Source organism: Shinella sp. (genome assembly GCF_052438155.1).
Classification (GTDB): Bacteria; Pseudomonadota; Alphaproteobacteria; order Rhizobiales; family Rhizobiaceae; genus Shinella.
Genome location: NZ_JBQVPI010000009.1, coordinates 117,305 through 135,556, shown reverse-complemented (window position 1 = coordinate 135,556; position 18,252 = coordinate 117,305). Strand labels below are relative to the sequence as shown.

The 18,252-nt window shown below is 63.3% G+C and carries 20 protein-coding genes; 12 read left to right on the top strand and 8 right to left on the bottom strand.

Annotated elements, in window-relative coordinates; all coding sequences use genetic code 11:
* Nucleotides 1-48: 48 nt before the first annotated feature.
* On the top strand, nt 49-936 hold the full coding sequence (gene argB / locus ACT6VE_RS18165; protein ID WP_444799922.1) for an acetylglutamate kinase: 888 nt from the start codon (nt 49-51) through the stop codon (nt 934-936).
* Between the two features lie 32 nt (nt 937-968).
* On the opposite strand, the gene ACT6VE_RS18160 is transcribed toward argB, so the two are convergent.
* Nucleotides 969-1,871, bottom strand: a complete 903-nt coding sequence (locus ACT6VE_RS18160) for a DMT family transporter (RefSeq protein ID WP_444799921.1) — start codon at nt 1,869-1,871, stop codon at nt 969-971.
* Between the two features lie 102 nt (nt 1,872-1,973).
* Between ACT6VE_RS18160 and ACT6VE_RS18155 the strand changes: the two genes are divergently transcribed.
* Complete coding sequence (locus ACT6VE_RS18155; RefSeq protein WP_444799920.1) at nt 1,974-2,669, top strand: pyrimidine 5'-nucleotidase; 696 nt, start codon at nt 1,974-1,976, stop codon at nt 2,667-2,669.
* 128 nt (nt 2,670-2,797) lie between these two features.
* Nucleotides 2,798-3,751 carry an EF-hand domain-containing protein gene (locus ACT6VE_RS18150; protein WP_444799919.1) on the top strand — a complete coding sequence of 318 codons (954 nt, stop codon included), beginning with the start codon at nt 2,798-2,800 and terminating at the stop codon, nt 3,749-3,751.
* A gap of 88 nt (nt 3,752-3,839) precedes the next feature.
* Here the strand turns inward: ACT6VE_RS18150 and ACT6VE_RS18145 are convergent, their stop codons facing one another.
* Nucleotides 3,840-4,739 carry an LOG family protein gene (locus tag ACT6VE_RS18145; RefSeq protein ID WP_444799918.1) on the bottom strand — a complete coding sequence of 300 codons (900 nt, stop codon included), beginning with the start codon at nt 4,737-4,739 and terminating at the stop codon, nt 3,840-3,842.
* A 174-nt stretch (nt 4,740-4,913) separates the two neighbouring features.
* Here ACT6VE_RS18145 and dapD point away from each other — a divergent pair, with 174 nt between their 5' ends.
* The 4 genes from dapD (at nt 4,914) to ACT6VE_RS18125 (ending at nt 8,051) form a co-directional block, all read left to right on the top strand.
* Nucleotides 4,914-5,771 carry a 2,3,4,5-tetrahydropyridine-2,6-dicarboxylate N-succinyltransferase gene (gene dapD, locus ACT6VE_RS18140; RefSeq protein ID WP_444799917.1) on the top strand — a complete coding sequence of 286 codons (858 nt, stop codon included), beginning with the start codon at nt 4,914-4,916 and terminating at the stop codon, nt 5,769-5,771.
* 3 nt (nt 5,772-5,774) lie between these two features.
* On the top strand, nt 5,775-6,161 hold the full coding sequence (locus tag ACT6VE_RS18135) for a DUF805 domain-containing protein (protein ID WP_444799916.1): 387 nt from the start codon (nt 5,775-5,777) through the stop codon (nt 6,159-6,161).
* Nucleotides 6,162-6,253: 92 nt separating this feature from the next.
* Nucleotides 6,254-7,447, top strand: a complete 1,194-nt coding sequence (gene dapE / locus ACT6VE_RS18130) for a succinyl-diaminopimelate desuccinylase (RefSeq protein ID WP_444799999.1) — start codon at nt 6,254-6,256, stop codon at nt 7,445-7,447.
* Entirely contained in the window at nt 7,434-8,051 is a 618-nt protein-coding gene (locus ACT6VE_RS18125; protein ID WP_444799915.1) for a hypothetical protein, read from the top strand. The genes dapE and ACT6VE_RS18125 overlap by 14 nt, the downstream gene beginning before the upstream one ends.
* Here the strand turns inward: ACT6VE_RS18125 and truA are convergent.
* Genes truA through def form a run of 3 tightly spaced genes read right to left on the bottom strand, consistent with a single transcriptional unit; the run spans nt 8,032 to nt 10,286 of the window.
* The gene (gene truA, locus ACT6VE_RS18120; protein WP_444799914.1) at nt 8,032-8,775 is read right to left on the bottom strand and encodes a tRNA pseudouridine(38-40) synthase TruA; all 744 of its coding nucleotides are present in this window, start codon (nt 8,773-8,775) and stop codon (nt 8,032-8,034) included. The two genes, ACT6VE_RS18125 and truA, sit on opposite strands and share 20 nt — an antisense overlap.
* On the bottom strand, nt 8,775-9,719 hold the full coding sequence (fmt, locus tag ACT6VE_RS18115; protein WP_444799913.1) for a methionyl-tRNA formyltransferase: 945 nt from the start codon (nt 9,717-9,719) through the stop codon (nt 8,775-8,777). The genes truA and fmt overlap by 1 nt, the downstream gene beginning before the upstream one ends.
* Nucleotides 9,720-9,761: 42 nt before the next feature.
* Nucleotides 9,762-10,286 carry a peptide deformylase gene (gene def / locus ACT6VE_RS18110; RefSeq protein ID WP_444799912.1) on the bottom strand — a complete coding sequence of 175 codons (525 nt, stop codon included), beginning with the start codon at nt 10,284-10,286 and terminating at the stop codon, nt 9,762-9,764.
* Between the two features lie 123 nt (nt 10,287-10,409).
* Here def and ACT6VE_RS18105 point away from each other — a divergent pair, with 123 nt between their 5' ends.
* From ACT6VE_RS18105 to ACT6VE_RS18095, 3 genes are all read left to right on the top strand, one after another.
* Entirely contained in the window at nt 10,410-11,603 is a 1,194-nt protein-coding gene (locus ACT6VE_RS18105) for a DNA recombination protein RmuC (protein WP_444799911.1), read from the top strand.
* Nucleotides 11,604-11,646: 43 nt separating this feature from the next.
* Complete coding sequence (locus ACT6VE_RS18100; protein ID WP_444799910.1) at nt 11,647-12,546, top strand: ribokinase; 900 nt, start codon at nt 11,647-11,649, stop codon at nt 12,544-12,546.
* 284 nt (nt 12,547-12,830) lie between these two features.
* Nucleotides 12,831-15,161, top strand: a complete 2,331-nt coding sequence (locus tag ACT6VE_RS18095) for a methyl-accepting chemotaxis protein (protein ID WP_444799909.1) — start codon at nt 12,831-12,833, stop codon at nt 15,159-15,161.
* Between the two features lie 59 nt (nt 15,162-15,220).
* Here the strand turns inward: ACT6VE_RS18095 and ACT6VE_RS18090 are convergent, their stop codons facing one another.
* Together ACT6VE_RS18090 and ACT6VE_RS18085 are read right to left on the bottom strand one after the other, a co-directional pair.
* On the bottom strand, nt 15,221-15,580 hold the full coding sequence (locus tag ACT6VE_RS18090; protein ID WP_444799908.1) for a hypothetical protein: 360 nt from the start codon (nt 15,578-15,580) through the stop codon (nt 15,221-15,223).
* Complete coding sequence (locus tag ACT6VE_RS18085; RefSeq protein ID WP_444799907.1) at nt 15,580-16,521, bottom strand: nucleoside hydrolase; 942 nt, start codon at nt 16,519-16,521, stop codon at nt 15,580-15,582. The genes ACT6VE_RS18090 and ACT6VE_RS18085 overlap by 1 nt, the downstream gene beginning before the upstream one ends.
* Nucleotides 16,522-16,702: 181 nt before the next feature.
* Between ACT6VE_RS18085 and ACT6VE_RS18080 the strand changes: the two genes are divergently transcribed.
* Together ACT6VE_RS18080 and ACT6VE_RS18075 are read left to right on the top strand one after the other, a co-directional pair.
* Complete coding sequence (locus tag ACT6VE_RS18080) at nt 16,703-17,134, top strand: Hsp20 family protein (RefSeq protein ID WP_444799906.1); 432 nt, start codon at nt 16,703-16,705, stop codon at nt 17,132-17,134.
* 132 nt (nt 17,135-17,266) lie between these two features.
* Nucleotides 17,267-17,524, top strand: a complete 258-nt coding sequence (locus tag ACT6VE_RS18075) for a DUF1150 family protein (RefSeq protein WP_069061543.1) — start codon at nt 17,267-17,269, stop codon at nt 17,522-17,524.
* A gap of 20 nt (nt 17,525-17,544) precedes the next feature.
* Here the strand turns inward: ACT6VE_RS18075 and trmB are convergent, their stop codons facing one another.
* A complete protein-coding gene (trmB, locus tag ACT6VE_RS18070; RefSeq protein ID WP_444799905.1) occupies nt 17,545-18,246 on the bottom strand; it encodes a tRNA (guanosine(46)-N7)-methyltransferase TrmB in 702 nt (233 codons plus the stop codon).
* Between the last annotated feature and the right edge of the window lie 6 nt (nt 18,247-18,252).

The following is an 18,252-nucleotide window of genomic DNA, read 5'->3' as shown; positions in this document are numbered from 1 at the left end:
ACAAAACATGCGTTAAACAGGCCGCCATCAAAGTCCCATGAGGCCGCCATGTCCCTATCCGAAAGCGAAACCCAAGCCCGCCTTCTCGCCCAGGCCCTGCCCTACATGCAGCGCTACGAGAACAAGACCATCGTCGTGAAATACGGCGGCCACGCCATGGGCGATGCGGAACTCGGCAAGGCTTTTGCGAGCGACGTGGCACTGCTCAAGCAATCCGGCGTCAACCCGATCGTCGTGCATGGCGGCGGCCCGCAGATCGGCGCCATGCTGACCAAGATGGGCATCGAATCGAAGTTCGAAGGCGGCCTTCGCGTCACCGACCAAAAGACGGTCGAGATCGTCGAGATGGTGCTGGCCGGCTCGATCAACAAGGAAATCGTCGCGCTCATCAACCAGACCGGCGAATGGGCGATCGGGCTTTGCGGCAAGGATGGCAACATGGTCTTTGCCGAAAAGGCCAAGAAGACCGTCATCGACCCGGACAGCAATATCGAGCGCATCCTCGATCTCGGCTTCGTCGGCGAAGTGGTCGAGGTCGACCGCACGCTGATCGACCTGCTCGCCAAGTCGGAGATGATCCCGGTCATCGCCCCTGTCGCCCCAGGTCGTGACGGCCATACCTACAACATCAATGCCGACACCTTTGCCGGCGCCATCGCCGGCGCACTGAACGCCACGCGCCTGCTGTTCCTCACCGACGTGCCGGGCGTGCTCGACAAGGACGGCCAGCTCATCAAGGAGCTTTCGGTCGCGCAGGCCCGCGAACTCATCAAGGACGGCACGATCTCCGGCGGCATGATCCCCAAGGTCGAGACCTGCATCGACGCCATCAAGGCCGGCGTGCAGGGCGTCGTCATCCTGAACGGCAAGACCGCCCACTCCGTCCTACTCGAAATCTTTACGGAGCACGGCGCGGGCACGCTGATCGTGCCCTGATGTTTTCGCCGGCGGTTACGACCGCCGGCGCTCTACCAGAACAGCAGGCCCAAGATTCCGCAGACAATCAGCAGGCATCCCGCCACTTCCGTGCGGTTCACCCGCTCGTGGAAGAGGAAGTAGGAGGCCATGAAGGTGAAGACCAGTTCGATCTGGCCGAGCGCGCGCACATAGGCGACCTGCTGGAGGCTCATGGCGGTGAACCAGCAGGCGGAGCCCAGCACGCCGGCAATGCCCACCAGCGATGACGACCGCCAGCTCCGCAGTACCTGCACGATTTCGTTCTTGTCCTTCCACATCATCCAGACCAGCATGAAAGCCGTCTGGAAGGTGGTGACGCAGGCCAGCGTGACGGCGGCGTTCATGATCGGGCCGGGGCCGTCGAGCGACAGCGACGCACTGCGATAGGCGACTGCCGAAACGCCGAAGACGGCACCCGACGCGATGCCGATCAGGGCGGTGCGGCTGGTCAGCGCAGCGAACGTGTTGCGCCACGAGAGCGGTGCGCGGGCGACCGAAATCAGCATCACCCCGATGACGCCGACGATGATGGCGATGACGGCGCCAAAAGTGATGCGTTCGCCGAGCAGCACGAAGCCGAAGATTGCCGCCTGCACCGGTTCCGTCTTGGAATAGGCGGTGCCGACCGCGAAATTCCGAAGCGAGAACAGGTAAACCAGCAGCATGGTCGCATAGATCTGCGCGAGACCGCCGATCACCGCCCAGAAGGCAAAGGCGCCGTTGAACGTCGGGAAGGGAAGGCCGACGATCCAGTGCAGGACCACCACATAGAGGATCGCCAGCGGAAAGCCGTAGCCGAAGCGCACGAAGCTCGCACCGCGCGTGCCGAGCTTGCCCTGCAGATGTTTTTGCAGGGCCGAGCGCAGGTTTTGCATGAAGGCGGCGGCGATGGTGATGGGGATCCAGAGTTCCATGTCCTGCCGCTAGCATGCGGGCCAGGTCAAATCCATCGTCGGCAAAGACCTGTGCTGAAAATTCCATTTCCCTCGGCAATCGGCCATGTCATAAGACGCCCCATGACCGATCTTCCGAACAAAGCCGATTTCGCAAATGTGCGTGACTGGGTCTTCGACCTCGACAACACGCTCTATCCGCATCACATCGATCTCTTCGCCCAGATCGACCAGAATATGACGGCTTATGTCTCGGCGCTGCTGGGTCTCTCGCGCGAGGACGCACGGACCTTGCAGAAGCAGTACTATTACGATCACGGCACGACGCTGAACGGGCTGATGATCCACCACAAGATCGATCCGGCCGATTTCCTCGAAAAAGCGCACGCCATCAATTACGACGTGCTGTCGCCCGACCTCTCGCTCGGTGATGCGATCCAGGCTTTGCCCGGCCGCAAGTTCATCTTCACCAATGGCAGCGTGAAACATGCCGAGATGGCAGCCAGGGCGCTCGGCATCTTCCACCATTTCGACGACGTCTTCGATATCGTCGCGGCGGAATATGTGCCGAAGCCGGCGGGTGCGACCTATGACAAGTTCATGGCGCTGCACCGGGTGGATACGGGCCATGCCGTGATGTTCGAGGACCTGCCGCGCAACCTTCTCGTGCCAAAAACGCTCGGCATGAAGACGGTGCTGCTTGTTCCTCGCGACGAGGGCCACGAATTCGTCGACGCCTGGGAAAAGCGGACGGACGATGACAAGCATATCGACTACATGACGTCGGATCTTGTCGGCTTCCTCAACGCCCTGCTCTAGCCGAACACAATCCTGACACGGAAAAAACCGTTTCTTGTCAAAAGGTTAAATTACCAATTTGTAACTGGCGAAAGCCGGCGTTCTCCCTATCCTGCCCTCAGGGACAAGATGGATACAAGGAAACGACCATGGCTAGAAAAGACCTTCTTCTCGGCGCCGTAGCGGCCAGCCTTCTTCTTTCGGGTATTGCCGCCCCCGCTTTCGCCGCCAAGGGCGAGGGCAAACATGGCGAGCGTGGCGCTGCGATGATCGAGCGCCTCGATGCCAACAAGGACGGCAAGGTCTCGCTCGACGAGTTCAAGACGAACATCTCCGCCACCTTCAAGACCTTCGACGCCGATGGCAACGGCCAGGTGACGAAGGACGAGATCAAGGCACGCCGCGATGCCTTCAAGGATGCCCGCAAGGCTGTTCGCAATGCGGCCGATGCCGACAAGGGCGCGGCCCGCGAAGCGCTCCAGGCGGCCGGCCCCTTCATGCTGCCGGGTGCCGGCAAGATGTTCGACCGCGCCGATACGGACAAGAACGGCACGCTTTCGGAAGCCGAAGTGCTCGCCTCGGCGGAGAAGATTTTTGCGCGCCACGACAGCAACAAGGACGGCACCATCGACACGGCGGATGCCCGCCCGATGAAGGGCAAGGGCCATCACGGCAAGGGTGGCGAAGAACGCGCCGAACGCATGCTGGAGCGCCTCGACACCAACAAGGACGGCAAGGTCTCGCAGGACGAAATGCTGGCTCAGGCCTCCGCAACCTTCCAGCGCTTCGACGCGGACAAGAACGGTGAGGTGACGAAGGCAGAAGTGGATGCCAAGCGCGACGCCTTCCGTGACGCCCGCAAGGCGTTCCGCGAGGTGAAGGCGACTGATGGTGAAGCCAGAGAGGCCGCCCGTGAGGCGCTGCGCGACGCGCGCATGGACCGCATGGGCACCCGCATGTTCGAGCGGGCAGACGCCGACAAGAACGGCACGCTGACCAAGGCGGAAATGGAAACCGCCGCCGCCGCGATGTTCAAACAGCGCGACAGCAACGGCGATGGCTTCATCACCACCGACGAGGTCGGCAAGCGCCACAAGAAGTAAGTATTCCTAGCAAGCACGTCCGACTGAAACGCCCCGGTTCGCTGGGGCGTTTTTTTGTTATGGGTTTCGCCGAGGCGCGCCGTGCCGCCTAGCCGTGCGCCACAGCGGCGGCGGCGTTTTCCGCTTCCATGTTCTCGTAAAACTTCACGATGATGTCCCAGGCCTCGTCTGCGGTCTCGACGAACTGCATCAGCTCGACATCCCCCGGCGCGATCGTGCCGAAGGCGGCGAGCGCGTCGAAATCGATGATCTTGTGCCAGAAGGCTTTGCCGAACAGGATGAGCGGCACCAGTGCCATGCGCCCGGTCTGCATCAGCGTCACCGTCTCGAACAGCTCGTCCAGCGTGCCGAAACCACCCGGAAACACCGTGACGGCCTTGGCGCGCAGCAGGAAGTGCATCTTGCGGATCGCGAAATAGTGGAAGTTGAAGCTGAGCTCCGGCGTGACATAGGGGTTCGGCGCCTGCTCATGCGGCAGCACGATGTTGAGGCCGATCGACGGCGCGCCGACATCGGCCGCACCGCGGTTGCCCGCTTCCATCACGCCCGGCCCACCACCGGTGACGACGACATATTCCTTGTAGTCGAGTTCGGCGGACCGCTCGGAGCACATGCGCGCGAATTTCCGCGCTTCCTCGTAATAGACAGACGCCGCTTCGAGATTGGCGCGCTGTGTCTCGTTGCGCGCGGCCCAGGCATCCATCCCAGGTGCCGGAATGCGCGCACCGCCGAACATGACGACAGTCGACTTGATGCCGCGCTCGGCGAGCATCATCTCGACCTTCAGCAGTTCGAGCTGGAGGCGCACCGGGCGCAGCTCTTCGCGGCAGAGGAAATCGTCGTCGACATAGGCCAGGCGGTAGGCGGGGTGTGCCGATTGCGGCGTCAGCGGCACCACGGCGGCGCGGTGCTTGTCCTGCGCGCTATCGGCCAACGGGTCCCATACGCCATCCTTGCGGCGCAGGCTCTTCTTCTTCAGTCTTGCCATGTCACTTCCTGCTTTCAGATCTCACGGGATTACCATTTCGCCCGTGCGACAGTATCTGCCGGAAAGGGGCTTCATCTTTCCCGGCACTTGCTCTAGAGCATTTTGCTGATTGATGAAATCGACCTTCCGGCATCCCGACCATCGAAAATAAGCGTCGAAGTTTAAGGAATTCCGATGAACACGTCCAACCTGTCCGCCCTTTCCGCAACCATCGACCGCGCCTTCGAGGAGCGGGACAGCATTTCGACCTCCACACGCGGCGAAATACGCGATGCGGTCGAGACATCGCTGAACCTGCTCGACACCGGCAAGGTGCGTGTCGCCGAACGCGGCGAGGATGGCAACTGGACGGTGAACCAGTGGCTGAAGAAGGCCGTGCTGCTCTCCTTCCGCCTCAACCCGATGGAAATCATCAAGGGTGGCCCCGGCGAATCCTCCTGGTGGGACAAGGTACCCTCCAAGTTCGACGGCTGGAGCGTCAACGAATTCGAAAAGGCCGGCTTCCGCGCCGTGCCGAACTGCATCGTGCGCCGCTCGGCCTATATCGCGCCGAATGCCATCCTGATGCCCTCCTTCGTCAACCTCGGCGCCTATGTCGGCGAAGGCACGATGGTCGATACCTGGGCGACGGTCGGCTCCTGCGCGCAGATCGGCAAGCATGTGCACCTCTCGGGCGGCGTCGGCATTGGCGGCGTGCTGGAGCCGATGCAGGCCGGCCCGACGATCATCGAGGACAATTGCTTCATCGGCGCGCGTTCGGAAGTCGTCGAAGGCTGCATCGTGCGTGAAGGCTCCGTGCTCGGCATGGGCGTCTTCATCGGCAAGTCGACCAAGATCGTCGACCGCGCGACCGGCGAAGTCACCTATGGCGAAGTGCCGCCCTATTCCGTCGTCGTCGCAGGCTCCATGCCCTCCGACAAGACAATGCCGAACGGCCTGCCGGCGCCAAACCTCTACTGCGCCGTCATCGTCAAGCGCGTCGATGCGCAGACCCGCTCCAAGACCGGCATCAACGAACTGTTGCGAGACTAAGCCATGGCAGCCGTGGAAGAGCAGAGGCCAAACCTCACCTGGTTCTTCTTCGGCTGGTCCGGCCGGCTGAGCCGCGTGCCCTTCGCGCTCGGCTGGGCCTTCTGGCTGATGCTGCTTTCGGCAGCGCTTGTCCGCATCATCATCGTGCCGAAGGAGGATCCGTCTTTCCTCCTCTGGTCCTTCGTCTTCGTCGGTGTGGCCATCGTCTCCGCCGTTTCCACCGTACTGCTGACGGTCAAGCGGTTGCACGACATGAACCTGCCGGTGCCGCTGATCATCTGCCTCTTCGTGCCGGCCATTTCCTTCTTCGCGCTGATCGTCTTCCTGGTCTGGCCGGGAACGAACGGTCCGAACCAATATGGCGAGTTGCCCAATCGCCCGAAGGACTGAGCGCCGCGGCCACGCGCCGCTCGTGACAGGCCCCGGACGATCGGCTAAACCTCGTTCCCACACCTCCCTCTCGTCGCAGTGACCGCATGCCCATGACCCCTGCCGATCCGATCGAAAATCTCGCAACGCTCATCCGCTGCCCCTCCGTGACGCCCGCCGAAGGCGGTGCGCTGACCGCACTTGCCGCCATGCTGGAACCGCTCGGTTTCACCGTGGAGCGCGTCACGGCCAGCGAGCCCGGCATGCCGGATATCGAGAACCTCTATGCCCGCATCGGCACCGAGGGTCCGCACCTGATGTTTGCCGGCCACACGGATGTCGTGCCCGTCGGCAACGCGGCTGCCTGGACGCATGCGCCCTTCAGCGCCGAGATTGCCAATGGCGAGATGTTCGGCCGCGGCGCGGTCGACATGAAGGGCGGCATTGCCTGCTTCGTCGCCGCCGTTGCGCGCCAGATCGCCAAGAACGGTCCGCCGAAGGGCTCCATCTCCTTCCTGATCACCGGCGACGAGGAAGGCCCGGCCGTCAACGGCACGATCAAGCTGCTGCAATGGGCGGCGGAACGCGGCGAACGCTGGGATGCCTGCCTGGTCGGCGAACCGACCAATCCGGACCAGCTCGGCGACATGATCAAGATCGGCCGGCGCGGCTCCGTCTCCGGCGCCATCACGGTGCACGGCGTGCAGGGCCATGCGGCCTATCCGCACCTTGCCGACAATGCCGTGCGCGGGATCATTGCACTCACCGATGCGCTGATGTATCCGCCTTTCGATACCGGCACGGAAAGCTTCCAGCCGTCGAACCTCGAAGTGACGACGATCGACGTCGGCAACCCGGCCACCAACGTCGTGCCCGCGGAAGCCCGCGCCGCCTTCAACATCCGCTTCAACGATACGTGGACGGCCGAGACCGTGATGACCGAGATCGTGCGCCGGCTCGATGAGGCCGCTGCCGACGAGAAGCTGCGGCCCGGTCGCGCCGCTCTCAGCTACGATATACAATGGGCCGAGCGGCCGAGCCATGTCTTCCTGACGCGCAACAACAACCTGATCGCCTCGCTGTCGGGCGCCATCGAGGCCGTCACCGGCCGGGCGCCAAAACTGTCGACGACCGGCGGCACGTCGGACGCGCGTTTCATCAAGGACTATTGCCCGGTGGTGGAATTCGGCCTTGTCGGCCAGACCATGCACATGGTGGACGAGCGGGTGGCGGTCGCCGACCTCGAAACGCTGACCGTGATCTACCAGACCTTCATCGAGCACTGGTTCGGCGATGCCCAGGCTTGATGAGGTCCTGTACTACCTGAACGGCGTCTTCCTGCTGCTTCGGCAAAAGCAGGAGGGGTTCGGCTGGCTGGACCTGACCTTGCGCGGGCTTGCCCGCTCGTTCTGGGCCTTCGTCTGGTGCCTGCCCGCCTTCGCCGTCATCTGGGCGTCCTGGCGGCTCTATTATCTCGGCAGCATGCCGGCGGAAACGCCGGCGGGCGTCGGCTTCTTCGTCAAGCTGTTGGTGATCGACGTGGCTGGCTGGTTGCTGCCGCTGGTCCTGCTTGTCGCCCTGGCGCGCCCGCTCGGTTATGGCAAATATCTCGCAACCGTGGTGACGGCGAGCAACTGGGTGGCCGTGCCGTTCTCTTACGCGGCGGCGGTTCCCTTCGCGCTGACCCTCGTCTTGCCGACAAGCGCGCCTTTTGCCGGCCTCCTGCTCTATGCCGTGTTCGGCGCGAGCGTCGTACTGCAGTTCCGCCTCGTCTGGATGTGCGTCGGCAAGCAGACGCTTCTCGCCTCCGCGATGACGGCGATCTTCGTGCTGCCGCCAATGATCGCCGGGCAGGAGTTGCAGCGCATGCTTGGCACGTTGCCCATGGAAATCAGTAGTCAACAGCCATGAAATAGAGCCCTTCCGGCGGCGCCACGGGGCCGCAGGCCTTGCGATCGCGCGCTTCGAGTGCGGCGTGCACGTCCGCAGCCGTCCACTTGCCTTCCCCCACCAGCTTCAGCGTCCCGGCAAAGGAGCGGATCTGGTTGTGCAGGAAGCTCTGCGCCGAAACGCGCATCTCGATGAGGTCGCCGCTGCGCGTGACCTCCAGCCGATCGATGGTGCGCACCGGGCTGTTCGCCTGGCACTTGACGGCGCGGAAGGTGGTAAAGTCGTGCCGCCCGACCAGCATCTGCCCGGCTGCATGCATGGCCGCGTGATCGAGTTCCCTGGTGACGAACCACGCCCGGTTCGCCTCCAGCGCCAATGGCGAGCGCCGCGAGATGATGCGGTAGAGATAGTGCCGCTTGACGGCCGAGAAGCGGGCGCTGAAATCATCCGGCACTACCGCGGCATCGAGGATCACCACCCGCTCGCGGGCCGTGCCCAGATAGGCGTTGAGGGCATTCCTCAGCGTATGCTCCGGCCATGCACGCGAAAGGTCGGTATGGGCGACCTGCCCCATGGCATGGACGCCCGAATCCGTGCGCCCCGCGCCGTTGACTGAGACCGTCTCGCCGGTCAGCGAGAAGATCGCCGCTTCGATGGCGCCCTGTACGGAATGACCGTTCGTCTGCCGCTGCCAGCCGACATAGGGCGTGCCGTCATATTCAATCAAGAGGCGATAGCGTGGCATCAGGCGATGACCTGGCCGACTGCGACCGGCGTGCCGCGCAAAAAGTCGGCCGCATCAAGCGGCTTGCCGCCGGCCTTCTGCAACCGTGTGAACCGCACCGCGCCGCTATTGCCGCAGGCGATTGTCAGCCGATCGTCGAGAACCGTGCCGGCGGGCTTGGCCGAGGCTTCATCTGCCCGCTCGCTTGCCAGCACCTTCACCCGCTCCGGTTTACCGGCGATCGAAAGCTCGAACCAGGCGCCGGGAAACGGCGAGAGGCCGCGGATATGGTTGTGCACATCCGTGGCCGGGCGGGAAAAGTCGATGCGGGTCTCGGCCTTGTCGATCTTGGCGGCATAGAGCACACCCTCTTGTGCCTGCTCTGTCAGCGGCAGATCGCCGGCTTCGAGCTTCGCCATGGCCTCCACCAACAGCGCACCACCCGCCTGCATCAGCGCATCGTGCAGTTCGCCGGCAGTCGTGGTCTCGCCAATCGCCACACGGGCGGTCAGTGCAACCGGGCCAGTGTCGAGCCCCTTGTCCATCTTCATGACCATCATGCCGGTTTCCGTATCGCCCGCCATGATCGCCCGCTGGATGGGGGCGGCGCCGCGCCAGCGCGGCAGCAGCGAGGCATGGCCATTGTAGCAGCCGAGTCGTGTTCCGGAGAGGATAGCTTCCGGCAGCAGCAGGCCGTAGGCGACGACGACGGCCACATCCGCCTTCAACGCGCGGAAAGCGTCTCGATCGGCCTCTTCACGAAAATTGACCGGTGTGAAGACGGCAATGCCGAGCTGCTCGGCTTTCTGATGCACAGGCGATTTCACCAGTTCGAGGCCGCGGCGGCCGGCAGGACGCGGCGGCTGCGAATAGACGGCGACGATCTCGTGACCGGCCTCGGCAAGCGCCGTCAGCGTCGGGACGGAGAAATCCGGCGTGCCCATGAAGATGATGCGAAGGGCCATCGGTCAGCCTCCGTGAGAGGGATGGAAGCGGACGTTGCCCGCTCAGAGCGCCTTGCTGCCGCGCATCTTAGCCGCCTTGGTGAACTTGCGGATCACCATTTCGCGCTTCAGCTTGGAAATATGGTCGATGAACAGCACGCCGTTCAGGTGGTCGATCTCGTGCTGGAGGCAGGTGGCGAGCAGGCCATCGGCCTGCGTCAGCTGTTCCTTGCCGTCACGGTCGAGATACTTCACCGTGATCATGGCGGGGCGCTCGACTTCGGCATAATAATCCGGGATCGACAGGCAGCCTTCCTCATAGACCGAGCGCGCATCCGACGCGGAGACGACTTCCGGATTGATGAAGACGAGCGGCGTCTTGTCTTCGCCGTCCTTCGAGACGTCCAGCACGAGCATGCGGCGCGCGACGCCGATCTGGATGGCGGCAAGCCCGATGCCTGGCGCATCGTACATGGTTTCCAGCATGTCGTCGGCGAGCTTCTTCACCTCGCTGTCCATGGTCTCGATAGGCTTCGAGACCTCGCGGAGGATCGGATCGGGAAGGATAATCAGCGGCTTGATGGTCATGTGCCTCCTTAGCGCGGTTTTTTTGCGCTTTCAATCGGATTTGGCCGCTCACATGCCGCTTTGGCCGGCGATTTGTTCACGGTATGATCTAGTTTTCACCGCAAACCATGGTATGGTCGCGGCATGATCGACCCTACCTTTGATGCCCTGCTCTCCTCGCTCGTTGCCCGGCTGGGCGGCCCTGGCCCGGCGCTGGTGCTGCTTGCTGCGGTTTTTTTTGCCGTCTTCGGCCTCATCTCGGCCCGTCGCAGCCAGACCCGCCAGCGGGAAGCAGGCAGGATGGCGGAGGTGCACTTTGCCGAACTCCTGAAGGCACAAACCGAGATGCAGGGCCGTGTCGCCGCCATGGCAGAGGTGTTTGGAGCCAAACAATCCGAAACGAACCAGGCGCTCAATACGCGTCTCGACGGACTGACGCAGCGGCTCGGCCAGTCGATCTCCGAGCAGACACGCTCGACGCACGAAAACCTGCGCCGCCTGCAGGAGCGGCTCGCCGTCATCGATACGGCGCAGACCAATATCCAGTCGCTGGCGAAGGACGTCGTCGGGCTCCAGGCGATCCTCTCCAACAAGCAGACGCGCGGCGCCTTCGGGCAATCGCGCATGGAGACGATCATCGCCGACGCGCTGCCGCACGGCGCCTACCAGTTCCAGGCGCAGCTTTCCAACGGTGTGCGCCCCGACTGCACCATCCGCATGCCGAACGGCCAGCCGCCGCTGGTGGTCGACGCCAAGTTCCCGCTGGAGTCCTGGAACGCCATGTCGGACGGGCGACCACCGGAGGCCACCAAGGTTGCCGCCCAACAATTCCGCCGCGACATGGAAACCCATATCCGCGATATCGCCGAAAAATACCTGGTTGCCGGTGAGACGCAGGACACCGCCTTCCTCTTCGTGCCATCGGAATCGATCTTCGCCAGCATCCACGAACATTTCGAAGCCGTTGTGCAGCGGGCACACCGGGCGCGCATCGTCATCGTCTCGCCGTCGCTGCTGATGCTCTCCGTGCAGGTGCTCCAGGCGCTGCTCAAGGACCAGCGCATGCGCGAGCAGGCCCATGTCATCCAGGGCGAAGTCGCGCGCCTGATGGACGATTTGACGCGGCTCGACGACCGGGTGCGAAAACTGCATGGTCACTTCACGTCCGCGCAGAAGGATGTCGACCTGATTCTGACCTCAACCGAGAAGCTGACACGGCGCGGCGCGCGTATCGGCGACATGGAATTCGAGACGGTTGCTGCCCCTTCCGAGCCGGTGGAGAAGGCTGTCGAGAGCCGAAGCGGGCCGTTACGCCTGAGAGTAGTTGACGAAGACTGACCGCCTCGGGCAGTGTCCGGCGGAAACGACAAGGGGCACTCTCATGATCACCGTCTTCGGCTCCATCAACATGGACCTCATCGCCACGCCAGACCGCCTGCCGAAGCCGGGTGAAACCGTGGTCGGCAGCAGCTTCACCACGGCCGCCGGCGGCAAGGGCGCCAACCAGGCGCTCGCGGCGCGGCGTGCGGGTTCCATCGTGCGCATGGCGGGTGCCGTCGGCGACGACCGGCTGGCGAGCCAGGCGCTGGCGCTGCTTGCCGATGCCGCCGTGGACCTTAACTCCGTACGCTCCGCAGCCGAAGCGACCGGTACCGCGCATATCCTCGTTGCCGACGATGGCGAAAATGTCATCGTGGTCGTGCCCGGCGCCAACGGCACGGTCACGGATGACGACGCCAAGCGCACCGTTGGCGCCATGTCGCGCGGCGACTACCTGATGCTGCAGTTCGAAATCCCCAGCGCCGCCATCGAGGCAGCCCTTGTCAGCGCGAAGCAGAAGGGCGTCACCTCCATCGTCAACATCGCGCCCTTCGGCGCCGATGCGAAGCGCCTCGGCGCGATGGCGGATATCCTCGTTGCCAACGAGACGGAATTCGACCTTTTCGTCGGCAAGGGGGAACTCTCCGATGAGGCGCGCGAGACGACCATTCGCGCGCTGCATGCCGAAAGCGGCCAGACGATCATCGTGACGCTCGGCGCCGACGGCGTCATCGCCATTCGCAAGAATGACATTTTCCGCGCAGCCGGCCTTGCCATCGAACCGGTCGATACGGTCGGCGCGGGCGACACGTTCTGCGGCTATCTTGCCGCCTCGCTCGATGCCGGGCTCAGCTTCAAGGAGGCGTTGCGTCGAGCGGCGGTCGCCGGTTCGCTCGCCTGCCTCAAGCCGGGCGCCCAGCCGTCCATCCCTTTCGCCGCCGCTGTCGACGCCAAAGTCTAGAACATTGCACAACCGCTGCTGGCCGTAATTTCGCAAATGGCATATCAGGCGTCGCGTTGCTTGCGACGCCTGATAATTCAGTCTGTTGAGACTGATATGTCGTCGTGAAACTTGGTTCTTTATTAATATTTTATCGGTTACTGAAATCCCAGACACCGGCCTGTTCAGGGGCCGGTCCGTCTCTGGCGCTGGTCGCGCGCCCCGCCCTCCATGATGGAGACCCCGCAAATGAATGTGCCCTATCGCGGCCGTCCGCCGCGGCTGTCTCTCATGGTGAGGATTCTATGTTCAAATTCCAGGCCAAGTCGCTCGCGACGAAGCTTATCGCTGTAACCGGCGGCACGATCGCCCTGGTGATGCTCGCGTCCAACACCGTTCTGATCTCCGAGACCCAGACCCGCGTCTCCGATCTCGTCTATACCGCTGCCGACACGGAGGCGAAAGCGATTGCATCCGATATCGCCGCCGATATCGGCGCGCTTGCGGGTGCCGCCCGCGCCATGGGCGGCGTGATCGAACAGGGACATGCCAACGGCTTGCTGGACCGCAAGGCTGTGGTCAACATCATCAAGGCGAACACCGACAAGAACAGCTTTGCCCTCGGCAGCTGGTTTGCGGAAGAACCGAACGCCTTCGACGGCAAGTCGCGCGAGACGCCCGAGCAGCTGGAAACCGGCACCTTCAAGGACGGCTCGTTCAACCCCTACTGGACGAAGCGCAAGGACGGCTCGATCACGCTGTCGACCTTCGAATCCGACTACAAGGCGGAATGGTACGCACTGGCTGCCAAGAGCGGCAAGGGTGCCATGAGCTCACCCTATGCCGAAACCTCGACCGGCGAAGGCCTGACCATGGCCTCCATCGCCTATCCGGTCAGTGTGGGCGGCAAGATGATCGGCGTCACCGGCGTCGACGTCTCGCTGAAGACACTCTACGAGAAACTCAGCCAGCTGAAGCCCTTCGGCGAAGGCCGCGTCATGCTGGTCTCGCAGACTGGCAAGTGGATCGTCGCACCGACTGTCGAACTCCTGATGAAGGACTATGACGGCCAGGGCCATGAGATCGTCAAGGATGCACTTGCCACCGGCAAGGTCGGCCACATCAAAGACCTTTCATTCGACGAACTCGCCTCCTTTGACCGCGTGGTCTATCCGTTCGCCCTGCCGGACATCAACACGACCTGGGCGGTTCTCGTCGACGTGCCGCACAGCGCGATCAATGCGCCGGTCAACGACCAGACCTATGTGATGATCATCGGCGGCCTAATCGTGCTCGGCGCCGTGCTGGCCGGCCTTTACCTCGCCGTACGCTTCTTCGTGCAGAAGCCGCTTGCCGGCCTCGTCAGCGACGTGGTGGCGCTCAGCAACGGCGTCTACACCCAGCCGATCGCCGGCCAGCAGCGCTCGGACGAAACCGGCTCGGTCGCCAAGGCGCTCGAAGGCTTCCGCCACCAGCTCGCCGACACGAAACGCTTGGAAGCCGAAGCCAGCAGCCAGCGCCAGATGACGGAAGCCGAGCGTAGCCGGTCGGAAACCGAACGCGCGGAATCGAATGCCCTCCAGCGCGACATCGTCGCCCGCCTCGGCGATGGTCTGGCCCAGCTTTCCTCCGGCAACCTGACTTTCCGTCTCTCCGGTGACTTCCCGGGCGAGTACGGCAAGCTCAAGACCGACTTCAACTCGGCTATCGCCAGCCTCGAAGAGACGATCCAGACGGTCAACGCCTCGATCGGTAATATCGGCGGCGGCACTGGCGAAATTTCCAAGGGCGCGGCCGATCTTTCGCATCGCACCGAGCAGCAGGCAGCGAGCCTGGAAGAGACCGCGGCGGCACTCGACCAGCTCACCTCGCAGGTCAATTCCAGCGCGGAGAACGCCCGCGTCGCCGCCAAGTCGGTGGATACGGCGAGCCAGGATGCCAGCAAATCCGGTGAAGTGGTGCACAAGGCCATCGCTGCCATGCACGGCATCGAACATTCGTCGCGCGAAATCTCCAACATCATCGGGGTGATCGACGACATCGCCTTCCAGACCAACCTGCTGGCGCTCAATGCCGGCGTGGAAGCGGCACGCGCCGGTGATGCCGGCAAGGGCTTTGCAGTGGTCGCCCAGGAAGTGCGCGAGCTCGCCCAGCGCTCTGCCAAAGCTGCCAAGGAGATCAAGGCGCTGATCAACACCTCCGAGGTGCAGGTCCGCGAAGGGGTCGATCTCGTCGGCAAGGCCGGTGGCGCATTGGAAAACATCGCCGAACAGGTCATCCAGATCAACGGCCTTATCCGCCAGATCTCCGGCTCGGCCACAGAGCAGGCCGTCGGTCTCAAGGAGATCAATTCGGCCGTCAACCAGATGGACCAGGTGACCCAGCAGAACGCCGCGATGGTGGAGGAAACCACCGCCGCCTCGATGGCGCTGAATGACGAGGCCCAGACGCTGAAGGCGCTCGTCGCCCGCTTCCGCGCCGGTGCCGCCAGCATGGCCGTCCAGCCGGTGCAGCAGGCGGCTCGCACGCAGGCGGCCCCGCGCTCAAGCTACCAGGCACCGCGCAGCACCGCCCGTTCCATGCCCCAGGTCGCCGGCAACACGGCACTCGCCCGGGACGACTGGGAAGAGTTTTGAGCCAAGATACCAGGCAAAGAAAAGGCCGGCGTTCGCGCCGGCCTTTTTGTTTGGGGAGCCTATTTCGGCTCCGTGGGTTGCGCCTGAAGCCTGCCGCGGGAGCGAGAGCGGGAAGCACTCGCGAGGCGCTGTGTCGCTTCCTTCAGCTCCAGATCTGAAAACAGGCCCTGATATTCGGGCCGAAGCATCATCGCCTCCATGGAAAGCTCGGCCTTGCCGGCATCAAGCAGGCGTTCCAGGCCCGTCGTGCCGGGCTTGAAGACGAGGTCCTTTGCCGCCGCCACGCCACCATTCAAAAGCACGAAGCGGCGCAGCAGAACCGGGCGGAAGCCTAGTTCGGCGAAGCGATCATAGAGGCTCATCATCTCCTTGTGGAAACGGCCCTCCGCGCCCGGGGCGGCGTTGCGCGGCCCACGCATCAGAGACGACCGACGCGCTCGGTGAGCAGCGCGAAGAAGCCATCGGCATCGACGTCCTTCATGACGCGGGCATTGTGCTTGCGCCCGGTGACCTGCCACCAATCGACGACCGTCATGCCAACGGTGAGCGGTGACGCGGTCTCCACCTCGACATTGCAATCGCGGCCGGCAAACAACTCCGGCTTCAGGAGATAGGCGATGACGGTCGGATCATGCAGCGGGCCGCCGTCGGAGCCGTATTTCTCGATGTCGAAGCGCTCGAAGAAGTCCAGCATCTCGACCAGTGCGATGGCCGGACGGCTACCGATTTCGCGCAGTTTCGCGACACGACTCTTCAGCGTCAGCACCTTGTGGGTCACGTCGAGTGGCATCATGACGATCGGGATCCCGGACTTGAAGACGGCGGCGGCCGCTTCCGGGTCGACATAGATGTTAAATTCGGCGGCCGGCGTGATGTTGCCGCCCTCGAAGAAGCCGCCACCCATCATCACCAGTTCGCGCACGCGGCCGGCGATCTCCGGCGCCTTCTCCAGTGCAGTGGCGATGTTGGTCAGCGGGCCGAGTGTGCAGAGCGTCACCGTCCCGGCCGGCTCGCGCTTCAGCGTCTCGATGATGAAATCAACGGCGTGCTGGTCCTGCAGCGGCATTTGCGGGTCGTGCAGTTCCGGGCCATCGAGACCGGTCTTGCCGTGTACATGTTCAGCTGTGATGAGTGGCCGGGCAATCGGTTTGTCGGCGCCCGCAAAAACCTTCACGTCGGGCCGCGCGCAGAATTCCAGAATGATGCGGGCATTGCGGGAGGTCAGCGCCAGCGGCACGTTGCCGGCGACGGTCGTGATGCCGAGGATATCGAGTTCCGGGCTTCCGAGCGCCAGCATGATCGCGGCGGCATCGTCCTGGCCGGGATCCGTGTCGATGATGATTTTCCGTGGCTCAGACATGCCCGCTTCCGTCCCTTGTTTCTTATGATTCTACCCGCGCCGCGCGGGCGAAGCGGCGACTATATTTGCGAAATCGCCTTTCGCAAGCGTCTTGCGTCATGCGCCGGCAATCACCATATTGCAGCCAAAGGGATGCCGATGTCGGGTCCCCTTACAGTCGCTTGAAGCCAAGGACTAGACGATGTCACGCATGACCCCTTTTACGAGCCCATTGCTCCTGGGTTTCGACGCCATGGAAAAGACCCTTGAGCGCATCGCCAAGGGCAACGATGGCTACCCCCCGTACAATATCGAGCGGCTGCGGCCGGACGGCGACACGGGTGCGCCCGAGCGCCTGCGCATCACGCTTGCCGTCGCGGGTTTCTCCGACGAGGAGCTCGACGTGACGACGGAGGAAAACCAGCTCGTCATTCGCGGCCGCCAGGTCGACAGCGGCGAGCGGGATTATCTTTATCGCGGCATAGCGGCCCGCCAGTTCCAGCGCACCTTCGTGCTTGCCGATGGCATGCGTGTTCAGAGCGCTGAACTGAAGAACGGCCTGCTCTCCGTCGATCTCGTCCGGCCGGAGCCGATGCGAATGGTAAAGAAAATTAACATTTCCGTATCAGACTAGATCATGAGCCGTTCCTGCGGGAACACCCGCCGGACCGTCTCGAGCGTAACCTGATCGCTGACGCACCGATGGGCCATTGTGGCCATAGGCGTCCAGCGGCCGGCACATGCCGGCATTGCCATGGAGGCAAAGATGGGACTGAAAACTGCAATCCACACCGTCTCGAAGGCAGACCTTGCGCATCTCGGCGCAGGCGAGGTCGGCTATATCCGCAAGATGAAGGCGGACGAAGTGTCGCGCGTCTTCCCGGAAGCGCCTGAAATCGATCCGAGCCTCGACCTCTGGGCGCTGTTCGGCGCAGACGGCACACCGATCCTGCTCACGGACAATCGCTCGAGCACCTTCTACAAGGCCGCCGAAGACGAGTTGCGCACCGTCAGCCTGCATTGATAGCGGAATGAAGCCTTCCGTCAGAGACGGCGGAAGGTGAGATAGGCAGATTCGCGGCCCTCGCGCTTGGCCTTGGCCTCGTAGCGCGTGCCCGGCCAGCCAGCAAACGGCGTCAGCCAATCGGCCGCGTTTTCCGCGGTCCACACAAAGGCGGGATGAGCCCCGCAATGCATCAGCGTCCAGTTGACATAGGTATCGATGTCGGATGCAAAGCAGAAGAGCCCGCCCGGCTTCAGCACGCGGGCAAAGCGGTCCAGGTTGACCCTCGAGACGAACCGCCTCTTCCAATGCTTCTTCTTCGGCCATGGATCCGGATAGAGCAGGTCGATCTGGTCGATCGACGCCGCCGGCAGCCAGTCCAGAAGCTCCGTCGCATCATCATCGTAGAGCCGGATATTTTTCGCGCCGGTTTCCTCGACGCTGCCCACCAGCTTCGCCATGGAATTGACGAAGGGTTCCACGCCGATGAACCCGGTCTCCGGCTGCTCGACGGCACGATGAATGAGATGTTCGCCGCCGCCAAAGCCGATTTCGAGGCGCAGGCGCTCAGGCCTCACGTCATAGAGCGTCGTGATGTCCGCCGGGGCCGGGGTCGAAAGGTCAACCTTCAGCTCCGGCAGCAACGTTTCGAGATGCTGCGCCTGCCGCTCGCGCAACGGCTTTCCCTTGCGGCGACCGAAAAAGGCCTCGGTCGCCCGGCTGCGGCGCTCCGCATCACTCATGTCGGC